Annotated in this window: 17 protein-coding genes and 1 pseudogene; 11 read left to right on the top strand and 7 right to left on the bottom strand. The window is 51.2% G+C overall.

What is annotated here, in order from left to right; genetic code table 11:
* Positions 1-56: 56 nt before the first annotated feature.
* The 4 genes from ACN0R1_RS03655 (at position 57) to ACN0R1_RS03670 (ending at position 4,437) form a co-directional block, all read left to right on the top strand.
* Complete coding sequence (locus ACN0R1_RS03655) at positions 57-377, top strand: antibiotic biosynthesis monooxygenase family protein (RefSeq protein WP_417580035.1); 321 nt, start codon at positions 57-59, stop codon at positions 375-377.
* Between the two features lie 130 nt (positions 378-507).
* Complete coding sequence (locus ACN0R1_RS03660) at positions 508-945, top strand: Hsp20/alpha crystallin family protein (protein WP_417580037.1); 438 nt, start codon at positions 508-510, stop codon at positions 943-945.
* 251 nt (positions 946-1,196) lie between these two features.
* The gene (gene mqo, locus ACN0R1_RS03665; protein WP_417580039.1) at positions 1,197-2,687 is read left to right on the top strand and encodes a malate dehydrogenase (quinone); all 1,491 of its coding nucleotides are present in this window, start codon (positions 1,197-1,199) and stop codon (positions 2,685-2,687) included.
* A 184-nt stretch (positions 2,688-2,871) separates the two neighbouring features.
* Positions 2,872-4,437 (top strand): PAS domain-containing methyl-accepting chemotaxis protein, encoded by a 1,566-nt coding sequence (locus ACN0R1_RS03670; protein ID WP_417580041.1) that lies wholly within the window; start codon positions 2,872-2,874, stop codon positions 4,435-4,437.
* Here ACN0R1_RS03670 and ACN0R1_RS03675 read toward each other — a convergent pair.
* Positions 4,407-6,692, bottom strand: coding sequence for a heavy metal translocating P-type ATPase (locus ACN0R1_RS03675; protein ID WP_417580043.1), 2,286 nt, complete (start codon positions 6,690-6,692; stop codon positions 4,407-4,409). The two genes, ACN0R1_RS03670 and ACN0R1_RS03675, sit on opposite strands and share 31 nt — an antisense overlap.
* Positions 6,693-6,722: 30 nt before the next feature.
* The gene (locus tag ACN0R1_RS03680) at positions 6,723-6,920 is read right to left on the bottom strand and encodes a cation transporter (RefSeq protein WP_417580045.1); all 198 of its coding nucleotides are present in this window, start codon (positions 6,918-6,920) and stop codon (positions 6,723-6,725) included.
* 97 nt (positions 6,921-7,017) lie between these two features.
* On the opposite strand from ACN0R1_RS03680, the pseudogene mtgA reads away from it, so the two are divergent.
* Positions 7,018-7,680: pseudogene (mtgA, locus tag ACN0R1_RS03685) on the top strand (monofunctional biosynthetic peptidoglycan transglycosylase); the annotation flags it as partial.
* 52 nt (positions 7,681-7,732) lie between these two features.
* Here the strand turns inward: mtgA and ACN0R1_RS03690 are convergent.
* From ACN0R1_RS03690 to arsC, 4 genes are read right to left on the bottom strand one after another with little or no spacing between them, the layout of a single operon-like run.
* Positions 7,733-8,716 carry a nucleoid-associated protein gene (locus ACN0R1_RS03690; protein WP_417580047.1) on the bottom strand — a complete coding sequence of 328 codons (984 nt, stop codon included), beginning with the start codon at positions 8,714-8,716 and terminating at the stop codon, positions 7,733-7,735.
* Complete coding sequence (locus ACN0R1_RS03695; protein WP_417580049.1) at positions 8,717-9,085, bottom strand: DUF2069 domain-containing protein; 369 nt, start codon at positions 9,083-9,085, stop codon at positions 8,717-8,719.
* Positions 9,082-9,687 (bottom strand): NAD(P)H:quinone oxidoreductase, encoded by a 606-nt coding sequence (gene wrbA / locus ACN0R1_RS03700; protein ID WP_417580051.1) that lies wholly within the window; start codon positions 9,685-9,687, stop codon positions 9,082-9,084. Before wrbA ends, ACN0R1_RS03695 begins: the two co-directional genes overlap by 4 nt.
* Positions 9,687-10,037, bottom strand: a complete 351-nt coding sequence (gene arsC, locus ACN0R1_RS03705; RefSeq protein WP_417580053.1) for an arsenate reductase (glutaredoxin) — start codon at positions 10,035-10,037, stop codon at positions 9,687-9,689. Before arsC ends, wrbA begins: the two co-directional genes overlap by 1 nt.
* A gap of 85 nt (positions 10,038-10,122) precedes the next feature.
* Here arsC and ACN0R1_RS03710 point away from each other — a divergent pair, with 85 nt between their 5' ends.
* Positions 10,123-11,355: a YihY family inner membrane protein gene (locus ACN0R1_RS03710; RefSeq protein WP_417580055.1), complete on the top strand. Its 1,233-nt coding sequence runs from the start codon at positions 10,123-10,125 to the stop codon at positions 11,353-11,355.
* Positions 11,356-11,362: 7 nt separating this feature from the next.
* On the opposite strand, the gene ACN0R1_RS03715 is transcribed toward ACN0R1_RS03710, so the two are convergent.
* Complete coding sequence (locus ACN0R1_RS03715) at positions 11,363-12,832, bottom strand: helicase HerA-like domain-containing protein (protein ID WP_417580057.1); 1,470 nt, start codon at positions 12,830-12,832, stop codon at positions 11,363-11,365.
* A 118-nt stretch (positions 12,833-12,950) separates the two neighbouring features.
* Here ACN0R1_RS03715 and ACN0R1_RS03720 point away from each other — a divergent pair, with 118 nt between their 5' ends.
* The 5 genes from ACN0R1_RS03720 (at position 12,951) to ACN0R1_RS03740 (ending at position 19,739) form a co-directional block, all read left to right on the top strand.
* Entirely contained in the window at positions 12,951-13,220 is a 270-nt protein-coding gene (locus ACN0R1_RS03720; protein ID WP_417580059.1) for a hypothetical protein, read from the top strand.
* Between the two features lie 227 nt (positions 13,221-13,447).
* Positions 13,448-16,024 carry an efflux RND transporter permease subunit gene (locus tag ACN0R1_RS03725; protein ID WP_417580061.1) on the top strand — a complete coding sequence of 859 codons (2,577 nt, stop codon included), beginning with the start codon at positions 13,448-13,450 and terminating at the stop codon, positions 16,022-16,024.
* Positions 16,017-16,823 (top strand): outer membrane lipoprotein-sorting protein, encoded by an 807-nt coding sequence (locus tag ACN0R1_RS03730; RefSeq protein ID WP_417580063.1) that lies wholly within the window; start codon positions 16,017-16,019, stop codon positions 16,821-16,823. Before ACN0R1_RS03725 ends, ACN0R1_RS03730 begins: the two co-directional genes overlap by 8 nt.
* Entirely contained in the window at positions 16,823-18,115 is a 1,293-nt protein-coding gene (locus tag ACN0R1_RS03735) for a DUF1302 family protein (protein WP_417580065.1), read from the top strand. Before ACN0R1_RS03730 ends, ACN0R1_RS03735 begins: the two co-directional genes overlap by 1 nt.
* A 205-nt stretch (positions 18,116-18,320) precedes the next feature.
* Positions 18,321-19,739: a solute carrier family 23 protein gene (locus ACN0R1_RS03740; RefSeq protein WP_417580067.1), complete on the top strand. Its 1,419-nt coding sequence runs from the start codon at positions 18,321-18,323 to the stop codon at positions 19,737-19,739.
* The last annotated feature ends 41 nt before the right edge of the window (positions 19,740-19,780 follow it).

Here is a 19,780-nt window from a genome sequence, read left to right on the forward strand (position 1 = left end):
TATCGAATTCAGCTAGAATTTAAATGATTTCGACAAACTGCAAATACGGAGTCCTGATGCTTTATCTGTTTGAGGTGCATATTAAACCTGGCTACACCGCCGAAGATTATGCTGATGCCTGGGTACGGGCCAGTGAGTTGATACAGCAGGCACCTGGAGCACGTGGTACGCGTCTGCATCGCAAGCTGGATGATCCTAAAGTACTGATTGCCATTGCTGAGTGGGACACTAAAGCTGATCGTGATGCCATGGAGCGTCAGCATAGTCCTGAGATTGCCGCGATTATTCGCAGTGCGGCACCCTTTTGCGAGATTCGCCCGATCGGTGAGTTTGATGAGGCTGAGTGGGTGGTGTTACCACCCGCTTCCGAGCAGTAATTATTTTCGAACCTATTCAAAAAATCGCTTTAGGTCCTCTTGAAAGCGACTTCTCCCGCCCTTATTCAAACTACTGAAAGGGCGAGACACCTGTCTGCCCTGATTCGTGTGAAACAGGAGGACTCAGATCATGGCTATTACCCGTTATGAACCCTGGAGCTTGCTTAGACAGTTGCAAAAAGAGCTGGAGTTGAATCGCGATGAAAACACCGAGGAAAGCTCCATAGCGACTGCCGAATGGGCACCCACGGTCGATATTAAAGAAGAGAGTGACAAGTTTGTCATTTTTGCCGATATTCCGGGTGTTATGCCGGAAGATATCGAAGTCAGCATGGAAGCGGGTGTACTGACTGTCAAGGGGCAAAAAGAATCGGAAAGCAAAACCGAAAAAGATGGTTACAAGCGTGTTGAGCGCAGTTTTGGTTCTTTCCATCGACGCTTCAGTTTGCCTGATTCGGCAAACGGTGATGCAATCCATGCCAAATGTAAACACGGCGTGCTGGAGATTACTATTCCCAAGCGTGAAGCAGTGCAGCCAAAGCGCATTCAGGTAGCATCAGAAGAGTAGTTATTCTATATTGTAAAGAGTGAAGAAAAACGCTTAATAAACGGGTGGTTATTAATAAACTACCCGTTTCTATTCGTAAGTCTGTCCGCAACAAAAGACGTTTCCGCAATGCAGCGATGTATAATTTCCCGTATGATAACTAAAAGCACTATAGGGTAATATTGTCGACATATTCCACCATAGGTGAATAGTTTGTGTCGCTGGACGCTTTATAATTCCAACTATCTTATTGGGAAAGGGTGAGGATCGAAATGACCGCAAGAACAGCAGATGTTTTGCTTGTTGGGGCTGGTGCAATGAGCGCCACTCTGGGTGTAATGCTTAAGCAGTTGGATCCGTCTATCAAGATTATAATGGTTGAGCGACTGGATCATGTTGCTCAAGAAAGTACCGATGGCTGGAATAATGCCGGTACCGGCCATGCCGCCTATTGTGAGCTGAACTACACACCGAAAAAGCCCGACGGCTCCATTGACACCACCAAAGCTTTCAATATCAATGCGGCGTTTGAACAAAGTCTACAGTTCTGGTCCTTTCTGGTTGAACAGAAAGCCTTACCCAATCCAAGTCATTTTATTAATACCGCGCCTCACTGCAGTTTTGTCTGGGGTGAAGAAAACGTTGCCTTTTTACGCCAACGTCATCAGTTGCTATCAGCCCATCCGATGTTTGCGGACATGGAATACAGTGAAGATCGGGATGTGATCAGTCGCTGGATGCCGTTGGTGATGCAGAACCGCAAAGCTGGTGAGCCGGTGGCGGCTACGCGGGTACCTTACGGCACAGACGTGAATTTTGGTGATCTTAGCCGTTTAATGGTGGATTACCTGGGACATCAGCCGGATTTTGATCTGCTGGTAGCCCATAACGTTAATTCTCTGGTTAAACAACCTGATGGACGTTGGTTGGTACAAGCGCAAAACAAAGCCGATGGTCATATAACACCGATTACAGCAAATTTCGTGTTCCTGGGCGCTGGTGGCGGGGCGCTGCCGCTGTTGCAGAAAACCGGCATTGCAGAAGGCCATGGTTATGGTGGCTTCCCCGTGAGTGGCCAGTGGCTGGTCTGTACCAAGCCTGAAATTGTTGAGCAGCATCATGCCAAGGTGTATGGCAAGGCGCCGTTGGGTGCGCCACCCATGTCGGTTCCACACCTGGATACCCGGATCATGAATGGTAAAAAATCGCTGTTGTTCGGGCCTTTTGCCGGGTTTACTACCAAGTTCCTCAAATACGGCTCTTACATGGATCTGATCAAGTCTATTAAGCCCAGCAATATCGGTCCGATTATGTCGGTCGGTATGAAAAATATGGATCTGACCCGTTATTTGATCAGTGAGTCGCTACAATCGCATGAATCACGTGTTAAGGCCTTGAAGAACTTCTTTCCTGACGTCAGTGCAGATGACTGGGAGTTGTCTATTGCCGGTCAGCGTGTACAGATTATCAAAAAAGACCCTACTGGTGGCGGAAAGCTCGAATTTGGTACCGAAGTCATCGTATCAGCAGACGGCAGCATGACCGCTTTGCTGGGTGCGTCACCCGGGGCGTCTACCGCGGTTCAGGCCATGCTGACCATTTTGGAGCGCAGTTTCGGCGACAAGCTGAAAACACCAGAGTGGCAGGCTAAGTTGAAAGAGATGATCCCGTCTTATGGTGAATCTTTGATCGATAATACCGAATTACTCAACAGCGTGCGTCAGCGTACCTTGAGCGTGTTGCAGTTAAATCGTCAATCCTGATTCAGACCGCTTATGTCTGGAGTCACCACTAATATGGTGGCTCCAGATGTCTTTATTACATTAGATCCCTTGCATGTTTTTGCTTGCTTGCATATTCTCCACTTTGTTCTAAGTTAATAACAATATCCCTTTATATTCAGTGCTTTTATTTCAATAAACTGCCTTTAGCAACGGAACGTGTCCTATGGATAACGACTCAGTCATTAGTGGGAAAGAGCGTAGCTTTCCCGAAGATCAACAACTCATCTCTTCGACCAATGCTGAGAGTGTTATCCGTGACTGTAATGATAACTTTGTTGCTATCAGCGGCTACTCGCGTGAAGAACTGATTGGTAAGCCGCATAACATAGTGCGCCATCCAGACATGCCCGCCGAGGCATTTAAAGGGTTATGGAGCTATATCCGCCGGGGTAAACCCTGGATGGGCATGGTGAAAAATCGTTGTAAGAACGGTGATTATTACTGGGTGGATGCCTATATCACGCCAATATTTAACCAGGGCAAAATCACCGGCTTTGAGTCCGTTCGTCGTAAACCGCACCGGGATGATATAGCACGTGCCGAAAAACTCTACGCGCGTCTTCGAGCAGGCAAAGGTGTACCCAAATATCGTTACCTGCGTAAACGGGAAATCAGTATTTTACTGGGAGCTTCCGCGGTCGCGGCATTATTGGGAGCGGTGTTACAAAGTGCAGGTGTGGGATCACTTTGGCTAGCGGCTGTACTGGGTGCACTGATTGGTTATGCCGGTATCTGGTTTAGCTCGCGCCAGGATATGAGAAATCTGTTGGCGATTATGCCTCACGCCTTCAGGGATGATGCAGCTATATTGAGTTATACAGACGATTCGGGTTTGTATGGCCAAATAAAAATGTCTATTCGCAGTGATGCGGCCCACCTTAATACAGTGATTACTCGTTTGGAACATGGTGCTCAAGAGGTGGCTGTACAGGCATCAGAAGCGCATTTGCTGTCGACTCAGGCAACGCAAGGTATTCGAGATCAGCAGACTGAAACTGAACTGGTCGCGACAGCCATGCATGAAATGACGGCGACTATCGCCGAGGTTTCAGGACATGTACAGGAGACTGCGACGCAAGCGGATCATGTCGATCAAATGGCCCGACAGGGGCAACAGGTAGCAGAGCAGACGCAGGCTTCGGTTATTCAGTTGCAGCGTAAAGTGCGTGAGATTTCCGCGGCAGTAACAACCTTGTCTGAAGCATCACAACAAATTGCCGGTACAACAGATCTGATTGAAAAAATTGCTGAGCAGACTAATCTATTGGCACTGAATGCGGCGATTGAGGCCGCTCGTGCAGGTGATCAAGGGCGTGGCTTTTCGGTGGTTGCAGATGAGGTGCGTCAATTGGCATTTCGTACACGTGAGTCTACTGGTCAGATTCAGTCTACTATCAATGAACTGCAGCAGAAGGCTAAAGCGGCGCAGGTGTTGGCCAGTGAAGGTGAGCAAGATGCTGAATCAGCCGCCACAGAAATGGATCGGACGCAGGAAACCCTGACAGAAATATCGGGCTCGGTGTCCTCTATCGCCGGCATGACGGTACAGATGGCGGCCGCCATTGAAGAGCAAGCCAGCGTGGCAGAGAGCATTAACCAGCAGGTGGTGAATATCAACAATCTGGCCGCGCATAGTATGGAAAAGGGCACGGCCGCCTCCGAGCGCAGTAAGTCACTGGAGGTTACGGCCGAGAAGCTTTATGAGCTGGTAGAGCGCTTCAAGCGCTGAGGTGTGAGGGACATCACCCGCAGGCGGTTGGCATTACTGACCACCGTGACTGACGACAAGGCCATAGCGGCAGCAGCATAAGCCGGATTCATCAGCCAGCCAGTAATGGGGAAGAGGATCCCGGCCGCCAGGGGAATGCCCAGGCTGTTATAGACAAACGCACCGAACAGATTTTGATAGATATTTCGCAGTGTAGCTCGTGAGATGCTCATGGCATCGGCCACCCCTTCGAGGGAGCCTCGCATCAGGGTAATGTCAGCACTCTCAATGGCTACGTCTGTACCTGTACCTATGGCAAAGCCCACATTGGCTTGCGCCAGTGCTGGCGCATCATTAATACCATCACCCACCATGCCTACGCGCAAGCCTTCAGCCTGAAGCTCACGCACCTTATCGGCTTTCTGATCCGGCATGACTTCAGCAATAACTTCATCTATGCCGACCTGTCTGGCAACAGCCTGGGCCGTACGTTTACTGTCACCCGTCAGCATAATGACTCGGATACCCGCGTCCCGCAGACGGCTGATAGCCTGGTGACTGTCTTCTTTGATCGGATCAGCAATGCCCAGCAGAGCAGTCAATTGCCCATCGATGGCCAGCATCACCAGAGTATTGCCCTGATCCGACAGGGCTTGAATGCGTTGATCGGCCGATGCACTGATAGCCACGCCTTCCGCTTGCATTAGCTTCAGGTTGCCAATGGCCCAGCGCTGGCTATTTAGTTGTTCGGAGATCCCCTGTCCTGGATGTATGTCTGGCGAACCACTGTCAGGAAGTTGTAGGGAGCGAGCTTCAGCCGCGGCCACCAGTGCATGTGCCAGAGGGTGCTCAGACGCTCGCTCGATACCTGCCACTTGTTGCAGTAAATAGTCTTCTGCTGACAAGGTCTGATCGGCGTTATTAATCTGAATGTTATCTTCATCCAGTAGTTCGATACAGGTCAGCGATGGTTTACCTTTTGTTACGGTACCGGTTTTATCGAGGACCACGGCATCCAGTCTGGAGGCTTCTTGTAAGGCATCACCCTTGCGTATCAGAATACCTTTACCTGCAGCGCGGCCTACACCCACGGTAATCGACATGGGGGTTGCCAGGCCCAATGCGCAGGGGCAGGCAATTACCAATACGGTCATGGCGGTAATAAAGGCGTAAGCACTTGAGGGTTCCGGACCAAATTGCCACCAGATGACGGCGGTGAGCAGGGCAATGAGAATGACCACAGGTACAAAAACGCCGCTGATTTTATCGGCTAGCCGTCCGATGGCTGGTTTGCTGTTCTGTGCTTGACGTACTTGGGTAATGATCTGCGCCAGCGCGGTGTCTTCACCTACTTTACGTACTCGAAGCTTGATACTGCCTGACAGATTGACTGTCCCGGCCGAGAGCCAGTCGCCTTTGTGTTTGAGAATAGGTAAAGGCTCACCAGTCAGCATGGACTCATCAACTCGGGTTTCACCACCGGCTAACTGCCCATCAACCGGGATGCGCTCACCAGGCTTCACTCGTAGCAGGTCACTGGGTTGAATCGAGGACAGGCGCATGCTGATTTCTTCGCCGCCTGGCAGAATCAGCGTGGCGCTGTCAGGTTGCAGCTGCATCAGGGCACGTATAGCTTGGGAGGCCTGGCCTCGTGCACGCGTTTCTAATACATGGCCCAGGTTGACCAGGCCAATAATAAATGCAGCGGCTTCATAATAAACGTGACGTCCTTCAACCGGTAGCAGTTCCGGCCAGACGATGACCAGGGTCGAATAGATCCAGGCGCTGCCAGTACCCATGGCAATCAGGGTATCCATGGTAGCATGACGGTTTTTCAGGGCCTTCCAGGCACCACTGAAAAAATGACCGCCAGAGTAGATCATCATCGCCAGCGTCAACAGGCCAATTCCCCCCCAGATTAGCCTGCCTTCATCTGGCATCGGTAGGTGACCGGTCATCATAAACAGCATTTGTGGCGCACCTAGCAACAGAGCTACCCAGGTACGGCGTTTAGCCTGTGCCAGTTGTTGTGCTTCTTCAGCCTGACGTTCGGCTTCACCGTAATCGGCATTCATTGGCGTAGCATTGAATCCGGCCTGATCAACGGCCTTGAGCAGTTGATCAACCTCTGCATGACCCTGGATATCGGCACTGCGATCGGCCAGGTTGACACTCACCGACTCCACCCCATCGACCTTATTGAGCGCTTCTTCAATGCTGCTGACACAAGCGGTGCAACGCATACCACGTAGTGCGAGTCGGGTGTTATCGGTCATAGTGTTTCCTGTTTGAGTGTGTGGGGACTATCAGGCCCTGGTCGCTTCAAATCCTGCGTTTTCAATGGTTTCGATCAGGGTGTCCAGATCAACTGAACCGTTGATTACAGCTGAATCTTGTGTAACCTCGAGTGATTCGATACCGTCGAGTTGTTCCAGAGCCTGCTTGACAGCTTTTACACAGCCGCCACAGGTAAGACCATCGAGTTTCAGTTTATGTTCCGCCATACTAACTCCGGTTATATGCAAAATGTCTTGTTAAGAACTTAGTGTACACTTTAGCGAGAACCGGTGTTATCTGTACAGGGCTATTGGGTAGGGTTTTATGCGTAAAAAAGTTAAACGCTGGTTGCGAAAATTGCTGTTCTGGCTGTTGCTGTCGTGCCTGTTTTTTGTACTTATGTTGTGGCTAATGCGCTGGGTGACGCCACCCACAACGGCATTTATGCTGCAGCACAATATCACCGCCTTGTTCAGTGATGAACACAGTTTTGCTCGTAATCACTGGGTTCCCTTGGAACAGATTCCAGCCGCAATGCAACTGGCAGTAATTGCGTCGGAGGATCAGAAGTTTCCCCATCACTTTGGCATAGATCTAGAAGCGACCTGGGCCGCTATTAGTGCACATCGTAGCGGTCAGCAAGCTGGGGGCGGTAGTACTATTACACAGCAAGTGGCCAAGAATATGTTTCTCTGGGGAGGGCGTAGCCAATTTCGCAAAGGCTTGGAGTGGGGGCTGGCTGTGTTGCTAGAAATTTTTTGGGGTAAGGAGCGAATTCTGGAGGTGTATTTGAATATCGCTCAGTTCGGCAAACAGGAGTATGGCGTGGGTGCTGCCAGTCAATATCTACTGAACAAACCGGTCGCGCAAATTACCCGAGAGGATGCGGCACTGCTGGCCAGTGTCTTGCCATCACCCGCTCGTTTTGATGTTACCCGTCCCAGTCAGTACATGCGTGCCCGTCAGGCCTTTATCCTCAGGCAGATGCGCAATCTGGGCGGGGAGGCCTATCTTAAAAAGTTATCAGCCGGATTACCGGCTATTCCCCGAGATGTAATTTTTTCAGTTGTTGCAACAGAGTTTTTGGTAGATTGCGGATCATCAGTACTTCCTGCTGAGGGTCAAACTCCACTTCTTTCCCCAGGCTGGTGCTGGCAAAGCTGATTGATAGGTCGTTGTTCTTGCCAGTGAAGCGCAGGTAATTACGCAGTTGTTTGCGATCCGGTATCAGCTCATCTCTGGGCGTTTCCTGGTGCTGGCGCACGTAACGCTCCAGTCCTGGATCGACGGTATCTGAGAGTTCGGTGAACACTACTGCTTCGCCGGCTTTGTCCTGGTCCATGCAGTAATCGATCACTTTTTCGCGCAGGGGCTGGCTTTCTTCTTCCGGCAGATCGTTGCAGTAGGTATCTACTAACGCCAGAAAGTGCTCAGTTTCAGCACGCTTATCGACGGTATCGATATAGCTTAGCCATTCACACACCACCGGTTTGATCCCACGGTCTCCACGTCCGAAACTCAGCGTAAGGCATTTATCCGCCTGGTCTGCAAAGCTTTGCAGGTCGATACTGACACCGAAGCCGGTTTCACTGAACTCGATATAATCTGTTTCTAGCAATTCCAGGGATTTGTTCAGCGTCAGGGCTGCAGTTTGACGCAGATGAAAGATAAACAGCCGATCCCCACGTTCCAGGGTTTCGGCAAGAAAACACAGGTAGCCCTGAAATAACTCTTCATGCGCATCCAGTTGCAGGCCGAGTTGGCGGGTGACTTGTTGGGCAAAGCGAGCAAAGGGGATCTGGTCTTCACGCCATTGCATCAACAAGGCTTTAAAGCCTGGGTGTTCGGGGCTGAAGGTACCGTATTGACGTCCGGCACGGCTACCCTGAATTCGCTTGAACTCACTGATGATCGAGTGAGCGTATTGCTCAGTAGAAAACTCGGCCTCTTTTTGTGTGACTTCACAGGCTTGCTGGGTATCGGTTTTGCTGATTTGTTGAATGGTAAAATGAGTAACTGGCATTTAGCTTAACCCCCGGTCGAGTTGGCTCTGCCAGCGAGCAAACATCATCGCACTGGTAAACAGAGTGCCTAGCAGTAATGATTCTGTCAGGCCCAGCCAGCGGGTGGGTGGCATGAGTGTGGCAAGTACTGCACCGAGAAAATAAAATAGCAGCAGGAAACACAACCAGGCATGGCCGCGGGCATCGCCACGAACTATCACCCGGATAAAGGCAATCAGCGGCAGAAAGTGCACCAGCCAGATCACCCAGGGGTTATCACCTTTGGCCGGTGCTATGACCAGGTACCAGGCCGTCAGCAACAGCAGCAGTGCGGTGTAGCTGATCAGGGTGACAATACGGCTATAGCGAGCTTTCTGAGCTAGGGTCATGCGGGTCTCCGAAGAAGTTTCAGGGCGAGTTCACCAAGACGTTTTCCCTGGGCTTGGCAGAGGTTCAGTTCATCTGTATCAGGTGTGCGTTGGTTATCGCTGCCAGCGACATGGGTAGCACCGTAGGGTGTGCCACCGGTCTGTGTCGTCATTAAAGCCGACTCACTGTAAGGCAGTCCGGTGATGATCATGCCGTGATGCAGTAGTGGTAGCATCATGGTCAGCAGGGTTGTTTCCTGTCCGCCATGCAAGCTGGAAGTGGAACTGAACACCCCGGCGGGTTTATTAATAAGTGCGCCAGATAACCACAGGCTGCTGGTCGAATCGATAAAATACTTCATCGGGGCCGCCATATTGCCAAAACGTGTCGGGCTACCCAGTGCCAGGCCTGCACAGTGTTGCAGATCGTCATGGGTACAGTAAGGCGCGCCTGAATCAGGGACGGCAGGTGCCGTGGCTTCGCAGTCAGCGGAAACTGGAGGCACACTGCGCAGACGTGCGGCAATGCCTGCCTGTTCCACGCCTCTGGCGATATGCCGGGCGAGCGTGGCTGTTGCGCCATGGCGGCTATAATAGAGTACCAACAGGTAGGGAGGCTGCATCAGAAAATCTCCAGCACCTGTTCTGGAGGACGGCCAATGCGGGCTTGACCCTGATGCACGACAATCGGACGTTCAATCAATTTAGGATAGCGGGCCATGGCTTCGATAATGGCTTCATCGCTGATCATCTGATTCTCTAGGCCAGCTTCCTGATAGTCAGCTTCTTTGGTGCGTAACAGGGCCCGCGGGGTTATATCAAGCAGCTTTAAAAGCTTGTTGAGCTCATCAGTCGAGAGTGGCTGCTTAAGATATTCACGAATTTCTGGCTCAATACCTCGTTCCTGGAGTAATTGCAGGGTCTGGCGGGACTTGGAACAGCGTGGATTGTGATATATAAGGGTGTCAGACATGGCTCTCTCCGTTGTTCCTGTTTGAGTTTACAGGCAGGGTATTGTATATCTCCGGGTAAAAGTTACCAACCAGCGAGTGCTATTCGTGAATATAAAATCAATTTCTGGGTTGCCTATACTGCTGTTTTTCCGCGACCTGATACGTCAGTTTTTTAACAATCAGGGCATCCTGAATGCATCGGCACTCACCTACACCACACTGTTTGCCGTGGTGCCCTTGGTGACAGTTTCCTATTCGATGCTGGCCGCTATTCCGACCTTTCAGGGGGCGGGTGATGTGATCCAGCAGTGGGTTTTTGAGAACTTTGTGCCGGCAACTGGTGAGGTTGTACACCAGTATCTGAGTGATTTTACCGCGCAGGCCAGACGTTTAACGGCGGTGGGTGTGGTGTTTTTAGTGCTCACCTCCATCATGATGATGAAAAATATTGAGGCGGCGTTGAATCGCATTTGGCGAGTCACTGAGCCCCGTAAAGGCGTTTCCAGTTTTTTGCTCTACTGGGCGGTACTGAGTTTGGGTCCATTTCTGGTGGGTTTGGGGCTGCTGGTGACCTCTTATATTACTGCGTTACCTGCTTTTAGCACCGCTTCTGCAGCTGTAGGGCAGGGACGCATGCTCACCCTGGTGCCGGTGTTCTTTTCTGCTGTGGCGTTTATGCTGCTGTATTCCGCTGTGCCTAATTGCCAGGTGCCAATGAAAAATGCCTTTTTCGGCGGTGTGGCGGCGGCGTTAAGCTTTGAGGCGGCAAAGCGAGGCTTTGCTTTTTTTGTCACACAGTTTCCGTCCTATGAATTGATATATGGCGCCTTTGCGGCTGTACCTATGTTTTTGGCCTGGGTGTTTGTGAGTTGGGTCATTATTCTCATGGGTGCCGAGCTGAGTCGAGCGCTGACCATCTATCAGATTACCCAGCGTAATCGACGTGAACCGCATCTCTATACTGTGTTGGGTGTGTTGAACCGGCTTTGGTACGCACAACAGCAGGGTCGGGCGCTGAGTGATACGGAGTTGCTGCAACAAACCCCTGGGTTGGATCAGGGGCGTTGGGACGGCTATGTACAGCTGTTACTGGAAGCTGATGTGATCCGACGCACTGATTCGGGCAGCTATCTGCTGGCGCGGGATCTTAACCGCTTTTCTCTGGAGCAGCTGCGAGCGCTGATGCCCTGGCCTATACCGGATGCAGTGGACAATCCCGAGGCCAGACCCTGGGAGTTGCAGTTGAGTGAACGTCTGGCTGAACTATCCCGCACCCGTACAGAGCTGCTGGAGATAGATCTGGCAACTTTGTTTTCGGTACAGGACACCAAGTCCTAGTCAGTCCCTATTTTAGCAGTGATCCCAACACACCGCGGATCAGTCGGCGACCCAGGCCACTGCCGATACTGCGTGCGAGACTTTTCAGCATAGCTTCACTGGCTGTTTCCCGGGTTCTGCCGGTGTGGCGGCGGGTTGAGCTGTCAGTACGGGCTTTGGCCGCTTCAGTGGCCGCCTGTTCTTCGGCCAGCGTCTGTCGACTTTTTAGTAGTCGCGCCTCGATTTCTTCATGGGCTGAGTGGGGGTCGTAGGCATCCTTGTAGCGGCGAAGTAACGGATCTGCCGTCAGTTGTGCCTGGCGTGTATCTTCATCTGCCGGTCCTATGCGCGATCTGGGTGGGCAGATTAGTACCCGTTCAACCTGGGTGGGAATGCCCTTGTCATCCAGAACAGACACCAGCGCTTCACCCACACCCAAATTAGAAATCACCTCGACCGTATCTAACTCAGGGTTAGTGCGGAAAGACTGTGCGGCTACATTCACCGCTTTACGATCCTTGGGGGTATAAGCCCTCAGCGCATGCTGAATGCGGTTGCCCAATTGAGCCAGTACAGTATCAGGTAGGTCGGCTGGGCTTTGGGTGACAAAATAAACCCCGACACCTTTGGATCGGATCAGGCGTACCAGTTGTTCTATTTTGTTGACTAGTACGCGGGGTGCCGAGTTAAACAGCAGATGGGCTTCATCAAAGAAAAATACCAGTTCGGGTTGATCCGGGTCGCCGATTTCCGGCAGGGTTTCGAAAAGGTCTGACAATAGCCAAAGCAAAAAAGTGGCATAAACGCGCGGGGAGTGAATCAGTTTCTCCGCGCTGAGAATATTGATCATGCCGCGGCCGTTGCGGTCACAGCGAATAAAATCTTGCAGTGCCAGCGCCGGTTCACCGAAAAAATGCCGGCCACCTTCACGTTCAATCATCAGCATTCTGCGTAAAATCGCATTGACTGACGCCTTGGATACGGCCAGATGACTACCAAGCTCACGGCCATGTTCTGCAACATAATTGAGGGTGGTACGCAGGTCGTTAAAATCAACCAGCAGCATACCTTCGTCATCGGCATACTGAAAAATCAGGGTCAGTATACTTTCCTGGGTTTCATTTAACTCCATCAAGCTGGCAAGCAGTTGAGGCCCCATCTCGGAAACACTGGTTCTGACGGGTATGCCCCGTTCACCGAACAGGTCCCAGAAGGCGACCGGAAAGGCATCCGGCTGGTAATCTGTGATGCCGATAGCATCAATGCGCTGATCAATTTTGGGATGGGGCGTGGCGGCACAGCAGAGCCCGGATAGGTCACCTTTCACATCGGCCATAAACACTGGCACACCGATATTGGAGAAGGCTTCAGCCAGTACTTGTAGCGTCACGGTTTTACCTGTACCCGTTGCACCGGCGATCAGCCCATGGCGATTGGCATAGCGGGGATTCAGGTGGATTTGCTGGGTATTGCCACCGATTAGAAGTCCTGAGTTCATCTATGCGTCCTGTATTGCTGAGATGCGATTTATGCAGTGTAAGATATTTTTATTCTATGGCGTAGATTTTATTTGATGATTGCTTTGGTGTGACGTGCTAGGTAGGTGCCTCGCTGGGGTGGTGGTATCACTTTGGTGTGACAAGCTTTTCGTCATCCCTGACCGCTCCGCTGCCGCCCTGACCGCCATGGACGGCGGGAATGCCGAAAATGCAGGAGCATTTTTCGGCCCTAGCGGCAGAGGGTCCCACCAAAGTGATACCACCACCCCGCCCAAAGTCCTCTGCCAGCCCAAAGATAAACTGCGTGTTCGTTGCATAGATCGCAGTATTCGGCTTGGGGTTTGTCAGTATGGCAAAGATGCTTCGCCGATACTGCTATCAAACTAACCTTACGCTGGCACCCAAGTTGATGAGGGCTGATGGGATCGGATCTGTCTGACCCTGTGCGCCATGGATGGCGCGCCGGAGCCATCAGGGATGATTTAACGGCGTGTCAGACAGATTTGATCCCATTAGCCCTGAGCGCACTCGAGTTAACGAAATACATTGATATTAGTAAATACTAATATACAATGCTGGTCATTGTGCAAAGCTCTACTTTGAGGTAAATGACTATGCTGCGCGACCGACTGGTATCGTTTTCCATCAACCATCCGCGCTGGGTGTTTGTGACCTTTTTATTCCTGGCGGTGATCGCTGCGATACAGCTTCCCTCTATCCAGGTGGATACCGACCCCGAGAACATGTTGCCGCATGATCAGGTGGATCGTCTGTACCATGAAGAGGTCAAGCAGCGCTTTGGTATGCACGATATGATCGTGGTTGGGGTAGTGAATGACAGCCATCCTGCCGGGATCTACAATCCGGCTTCACTGTCTGCCCTGCATAGTCTATCTGAATCAATTCTGACGCTGGACGGGGTGATTCGTCAGGACCAGATGGCACTGAATCTGGTAGATGATATTTCTCAGGAAGGCGTGGGGTCTATCCGCTTTAGCTGGATGATGCAGCAGCCGCCTGAAAATCAGGCTGAAGCGGATGCGATTCGTGATGCGGTAGAACGCTTGCCGATGCTGCAAAACACCCTGGTGTCCGGGGATCATCAGGCGGCGGGTATCTATGTGCCGATTACGCATAAATCCGAAAGTTACCGGCTGTCGAAAGAGATACAGGCGATTATTGATACCCTCGACAGTGAGGATGAATTCTATATGGCCGGTCTGCCGATAGCTGAAGATACCTTTGGGGTGGAGATGTTCATCCAGATGGCGATCTCGGCGCCCTTGGCCGGTTTAATGATTTTTATATTGATGTGGGTGTTCTTCCGCAGCTTTCTGTTAATCACTGCGCCAATGATCGTGGCTATGGGGGCTGTTATCATCACCATGGGACTGCTGATCGGGCAGGGCTTCAGTGTGCATATCATGAGTTCAATGATCCCCATCTTTCTGATGCCGATTGCGGTAGTGGATTCGGTACACATTCTGTCAGAATTTTCTGATCGTTATAAACCAGGCGAAAAGCCGCGGGAAGCGCTTAAAGAGGTGATGGGGCACCTGTTTACGCCGATGTTGTTTACCTCGATTACCTCGTCTATCGGCTTTGCCTCCCTGGCCTTTACCCCAATACCGCCGGTACAGATTTTTGGTTTGCATGTGGCGTTTGGCATCATGCTGGCATTTGTGCTGACTATTTTGTTTGTACCGGCTTATATCATGAGCTTGTCGAATAAGCGTTTGGCACAGCTCAAAGACCATAATATTCAGGAAGATGACAACTCGTTACTGGGGCGGGTTTTGTCCTGGACTGGACTCTTTTCGGTCAAGGCTGCCAAACCCTTGCTGGCCCTGTTTATGGTGGTGATACTGATCAGTGCCTGGGGTGTGACTCAGATTCAGATCAACGATAATCCGGTGCGCTGGTTTAAATCAGATCATCAGTTACGTATTGCTGACCGGGTGATGAATGACCATTTTTCCGGGACCTATGACGCTTTTCTGGTGCTGGAAAAAGCGGATGCCATACTCCCTCACCAGCAATTACAACAACAGTTAGAAAGTGCGCTGGATCAGGCTGATATAGATCCAGCCTTGCGGGCATCACTAGACGAAAAACTCAGTGCCGCTGAAGATCAGGATTTTGACCGTTACACCAGTGAGCTGGGAGCCTTGCTGGATCGGGCCTCTTATCAGGACCGGGATAACGAAGACTTCTGGCTGGACCTGCTAGCTCTGGTTGAAACCGCCCAGGTAGAGGCTAAATATTTTCTTGATCCGGCTGTGCTCACGTATATGGACCAGATGATGATGACCCTGGAGCAGAGCGATGATATCGGCAAGATCAATGGATTACCCACACTGGTCAAAACGGTATTTCGTGAACTGAATGGCGGTGACGAGGCAATGTACCGGCTGCCTGAGACAGCCCGGGGTACGGCACAGACACTGCTCAGTTTCCAGTCTTCACATCGTCCGGATGATCTGTGGAAAATGGTTACCCCGGATTATTTGTCCAGTTTGCTGTGGTTTCAGCTCAGTAGTGGTGATAACCAGGATGTCAGTCGGGTGATGCAGCAGGTTGAAGATTACATCGCCGCTAACCCGTTACCTGAAGGCCTCAGCGCCAACTGGGCAGGCATGTCCTATATTAATGTGGTGTGGCAAGAAGAGATGGTCAATGGCATGCTCAACAGTCTGATGGGGGCCTTTGTCATGGTGCTGATTATGATGGTGGTGCTGTTCCGCTCAGTGAAGATCGGCCTGTTGGCGATGCTGCCTTTGAGTATCACCATCCTGTTCATTTATGGCCTGATTGGCTGGATCGGCAAGGATTACGATATGCCGATTGCGGTGTTGTCAGCACTTACCCTGGGCTTGTCAGTGGATTTCGCTATCCACTTCCTGGAGCGTGCGCGCGCGATCTATCGTGAAACCGGAAGCTGGCCCGCGACGGTGGATGAAGTCTATAAAGGGCCATCACGTGCGATCAGCCGCAATGCTATCGTTATTGCTATAGGCTTTACACCGTTATTACTGGCGCCGCTGGTGCCTTATATCACTGTCGGGTTTTTCCTGGCCACCATTATGGCGGTATCGGCTCTGGTCACGATTGTGGTGCTGCCAGCCGTTATTGAGCAGATTAAAAACAAAGACCGCCTGTTTGGCGGCAAACAGGAGGCATCAGATGCATAGTTTATTGCGTAAAATGGCCGCAACCACGCTGAGCGCATTTTTCAGTCTGACAACGCTAGCCGCAGATATGACTGATGTGGATGACATCGTACGTCAGGCGAACATCGCCAGCTATTATCAAGGCAATGACGGTCGCAGTGAAGTGCGTATGACGATCACGGATGGTCAGGGACGCGAACAGCAACGCCAGTTCACCATTTTACGATTGAATGAAGAGGAGGGTGGTCGTCAGCATTTTTACGTAGCCTTCAGCCGTCCGGCCGATGTACGCGATACTGTGTTCATGGTAACTAAAAATATTGATCGTGATGATGATCGTTGGCTGTATTTACCCGGTCTTGATCTGGTGCGTCGTATTTCTGCAGGGGATAAACGCACCAGTTTTGTCGGTTCGCATTTCTTCTATGAGGATGTATCCGGACGCCAACCGACTGAAGATAACCATGTGCTGACAGAGACCACCGCCGAACACTATGTGGTTGACAGCACTCCGAAAGATACCAGTACAGCCGATTTTTCCAGCTACCGTGTGTGGATCAATAAAACCCACCTGTTGCCGGAGAAAATTGAATACGCCGATGCTCAAGGTGAAGTCTATCGCCGAGTGGAAGTACTGGCTGTGGAGGAAGTTCAGGGATTCCCGACGGTCATGCGCAGCCAGGTGAGTGATTTGCGTAGCGGTGGTCATACGGTGATGGAATTTGGCTTTGTATCCTATGATATAAGCTTACCTGAAGACCTGTTCAGTGAACGCTCTCTGCGACGCCAGCCACGTGATTGGTTGCGGAGACCTGAGTAATGCGTTTACACCAGCTGCTGGGGTTGCCAGCATTGCTTTTGCCCCTATTGTTGCAGTCCAGCCAGGTGTTGGCGAATGACTGGGATGATCCCTGGGCGGAAGAAGAGTCAACGCTGAGTCTGCATGGGTTTTATGAGCTGGGCATGGGTGCGCGCATCAATCGTGATCCACTATTGGGTCGGGATATGACGCTGGGAGAAGCGCGTGCCCGTTATGAACTGAGTGATTATCTGGGTGATCTGCGCTGGAGTGTAAAAACCGACCTTTATGCCGATGGTGTCGAGGATAAGCTGCGTATTGATCTTCGTGAAGCGCTGGTGGATTTTGAGCTGGGAAATAACGTGGATATGCGCCTGGGGCAACAGGTACTCACCTGGGGCACCGGTGATATGCTGTTTCTCAATGACCTGTTCGCTAAAGACTGGCAATCGTATTTTTCCGGGCGTGATGATGATTACCTAAAAGCGCCGTCATTCAGTGCTAAAGCGAGTTACTTTACCTCAGTTGCCAATCTGGACCTGGTGTGGACACCTGAATTTCAGTCAGACCGATTTATAAAGGGTGACAGGTTCAGTTATTTTTCCGCCATGAGCGACTCGCAAATGGCCTCACCCGACGGGCGTATCCGGCCACAAACGCGTGATCGCTGGGGACGGGAAAGCCAATGGGCGGCTCGCCTGTATGGCACCGTCGATGCCACAGAATGGGCGTTATATGCCTATCGTGGTTACTGGACTCAGCCCTTGGGAATGACAGCGTCGGGTGAGGCTTACTTCCCCCGTCTGGACACCTATGGTGCCAGTGCGCGTGCACCACTGGCGGGTGGTATCGCTAATGCCGAAATTGCCTGGTATGAGGGCAGTGATGCCCAGGGTGATAATCCACGGATTCCAAACGATCAGCTACGGGTTTTGCTGGGGTATGATCGTGAGGTCATGACGAATTTTAATGCCGCCCTGCAGTATTATCTGGAGTGGACCCAGGATTATTCAGCATTGAAACGAAGTTGGCCGCTTGCGGATGGCCGCTACCGCCCGGATGAATACCGGCATTTGCTGACATTGCGCCTTACGCAGCGTTTACGCCAGGATAATCTGACCTTGTCACTGTTCACCTATTGGTCGCCCAGCGATAAAGACTACTTCGTGCGTCCAGCCGTGAATTATCGTTTTGATGATCATTGGTTGCTCACTCTAGGCGGTAATTTGTTTGGTGGGCAGAAGCCACATACCTTCTTTGGCCAGTTTGCGGATGCCTCTAGCTTTTATGCACGGTTGCGTTACAGCTACTAAGGGTTAAAGGGTTTTTGTATTTAATATTGTAAATAGCTAATAATCGGTGCTTACCCTAATACTTTAGTGGTTATTCGCGACTAAAGTCGCTCTTGTGTGTATCGACTTCTCTCTCTGTAAGGGTATACCTTTACGACTCCCCGTGAAGTGCGCTGGAGTCGCACTTCAATCCCGTATTTAAAAGCATAAAAACAGAGAGAGCATTATGTTATATCAGCGTAAGCATGGTGAGGAGCACCCTTACTGGCCTGCCGGCCCGTTTAAGATACGTTTGCCGTTTATCCACTACCGCTGGGAAGTGGCGGAAACGATTCAGGCATTGGTCATGTTTGTGGTCGCTATGGGGATGATTCCCCTGCTGGAACGCTATCTTGGCCTGCCTTATGACGTTGCTTTGGCCTATGTCGTAGTTTGCGGTATCGGCTTTATGCTGCCCAACCTGTTGGGGGTGCCCTTTGTGCCTGGCTGGATCACCCCGGCAATTCCCGTGGTGTTGCTGTTTATCGGTGATTTTGAACCGGGTCCGGATGCGATCCGTGCTCTGGTCGGGTTACAGCTGGTGGTTACCTTTATTTTTCTGTTTATGGGTATAACCCGACTAGGGTCAAAACTGGTTAACAATATCCCCAATTCTATCAAGGCCGGTATTTTGCTTGGTGCGGGTATTGCGGCGATCAGTGGTGAGATCAGCGAAGGCGGGCGCCTTTACAACACACCTATCTCGCTGGGGATCGGTGGTCTAGTGACCGTCTATGTGCTCTTTTCGCTTTCGTTTCGGGATTGGGTGGAAAAACATCGTTGGGCAAAGATCATTGCCAGCTACGGTATGGTACCGGGCATGCTGATCACCATGTTTATCGGCTGGTCTATTTCTGAATATCCGTTACCCGCTGTACAGTGGGGTATCGAATTACCGGCATTTCATAAAATCTGGGATTACCTGCCATTCAGTATCGGTTTCCCCGGCATAGAGCTTATGCTGGCTGCTATTCCAACAGCGATTATTGCCTATATCATTGCGTTTGGTGACATTATCGTCGGGCAAAGTTTGATTAAGCGTGTTGATCATCTGCGTCCAGATGAAAAAATTGAAGTGAACGTTGACCGCGTTCATCTGATCACCGGTATTCGTAATCTGATACATTCCTTCTTTGCGCCTTATCCAGGTCTTGCCGGTCCACTGTTTACCGGTGCTATGGCTACGATTGCTGAGCGTTACCGCTATGGCCGCAGTGCCATGGATACTATCTACTCCGGTGCCGGTGTGTTCTGGATTGTTGGATTCATTGCGCTGTTTCTGTTACCGCTGGTTACACTGTTCAAACCCGTTCTACCCATCGCGCTATCTATTACCCTGCTGATTACTGGCTACCTGTGTATTGCCGTTGCCGTTGAGCAGATCGACAATGCTACCTCTATGGGCGTAGCCGGTATCATGGGTGTGGTTCTGGCAACCCACGGTGCTGCCTGGGGCTTGGGGATAGGCTTTGTGCTGTGGTTGATGATTGAGCTGCGTGGCAAGCAGGCCTTGAAAGATCATGCAGGGGAGCAACCGGATGAGCCTATTCATATTGAAGAGGAACCGGATCCAGAGGTTATTGCCGATGGAAAGCATCCCCATTAACAACTGACATCTCCTGAATAAAAGCCGCACTGACAAGTTCC

The organism is Nitrincola sp., from assembly GCF_048264025.1.
Lineage (GTDB): Bacteria > Pseudomonadota > Gammaproteobacteria > Pseudomonadales > Balneatricaceae > Nitrincola.

Coding starts and splice junctions, on each gene's coding strand:
- ACN0R1_RS03655 (WP_417580035.1), top strand. CDS start 57: ATGCTTTATCTGTTTGAGGTGCATATTAAACCTGGCTACACCGCCGAA.
- ACN0R1_RS03660 (WP_417580037.1), top strand. CDS start 508: ATGGCTATTACCCGTTATGAACCCTGGAGCTTGCTTAGACAGTTGCAA.
- mqo (WP_417580039.1), top strand. CDS start 1,197: ATGACCGCAAGAACAGCAGATGTTTTGCTTGTTGGGGCTGGTGCAATG.
- ACN0R1_RS03670 (WP_417580041.1), top strand. CDS start 2,872: ATGGATAACGACTCAGTCATTAGTGGGAAAGAGCGTAGCTTTCCCGAA.
- ACN0R1_RS03675 (WP_417580043.1), bottom strand. CDS start 6,692: ATGACCGATAACACCCGACTCGCACTACGTGGTATGCGTTGCACCGCT.
- ACN0R1_RS03680 (WP_417580045.1), bottom strand. CDS start 6,920: ATGGCGGAACATAAACTGAAACTCGATGGTCTTACCTGTGGCGGCTGT.
- ACN0R1_RS03690 (WP_417580047.1), bottom strand. CDS start 8,716: ATGCCAGTTACTCATTTTACCATTCAACAAATCAGCAAAACCGATACC.
- ACN0R1_RS03695 (WP_417580049.1), bottom strand. CDS start 9,085: ATGACCCTAGCTCAGAAAGCTCGCTATAGCCGTATTGTCACCCTGATC.
- wrbA (WP_417580051.1), bottom strand. CDS start 9,687: ATGCAGCCTCCCTACCTGTTGGTACTCTATTATAGCCGCCATGGCGCA.
- arsC (WP_417580053.1), bottom strand. CDS start 10,037: ATGTCTGACACCCTTATATATCACAATCCACGCTGTTCCAAGTCCCGC.
- ACN0R1_RS03715 (WP_417580057.1), bottom strand. CDS start 12,832: ATGAACTCAGGACTTCTAATCGGTGGCAATACCCAGCAAATCCACCTG.
- ACN0R1_RS03725 (WP_417580061.1), top strand. CDS start 13,448: ATGCTGCGCGACCGACTGGTATCGTTTTCCATCAACCATCCGCGCTGG.
- ACN0R1_RS03730 (WP_417580063.1), top strand. CDS start 16,017: ATGCATAGTTTATTGCGTAAAATGGCCGCAACCACGCTGAGCGCATTT.
- ACN0R1_RS03735 (WP_417580065.1), top strand. CDS start 16,823: ATGCGTTTACACCAGCTGCTGGGGTTGCCAGCATTGCTTTTGCCCCTA.
- ACN0R1_RS03740 (WP_417580067.1), top strand. CDS start 18,321: ATGTTATATCAGCGTAAGCATGGTGAGGAGCACCCTTACTGGCCTGCC.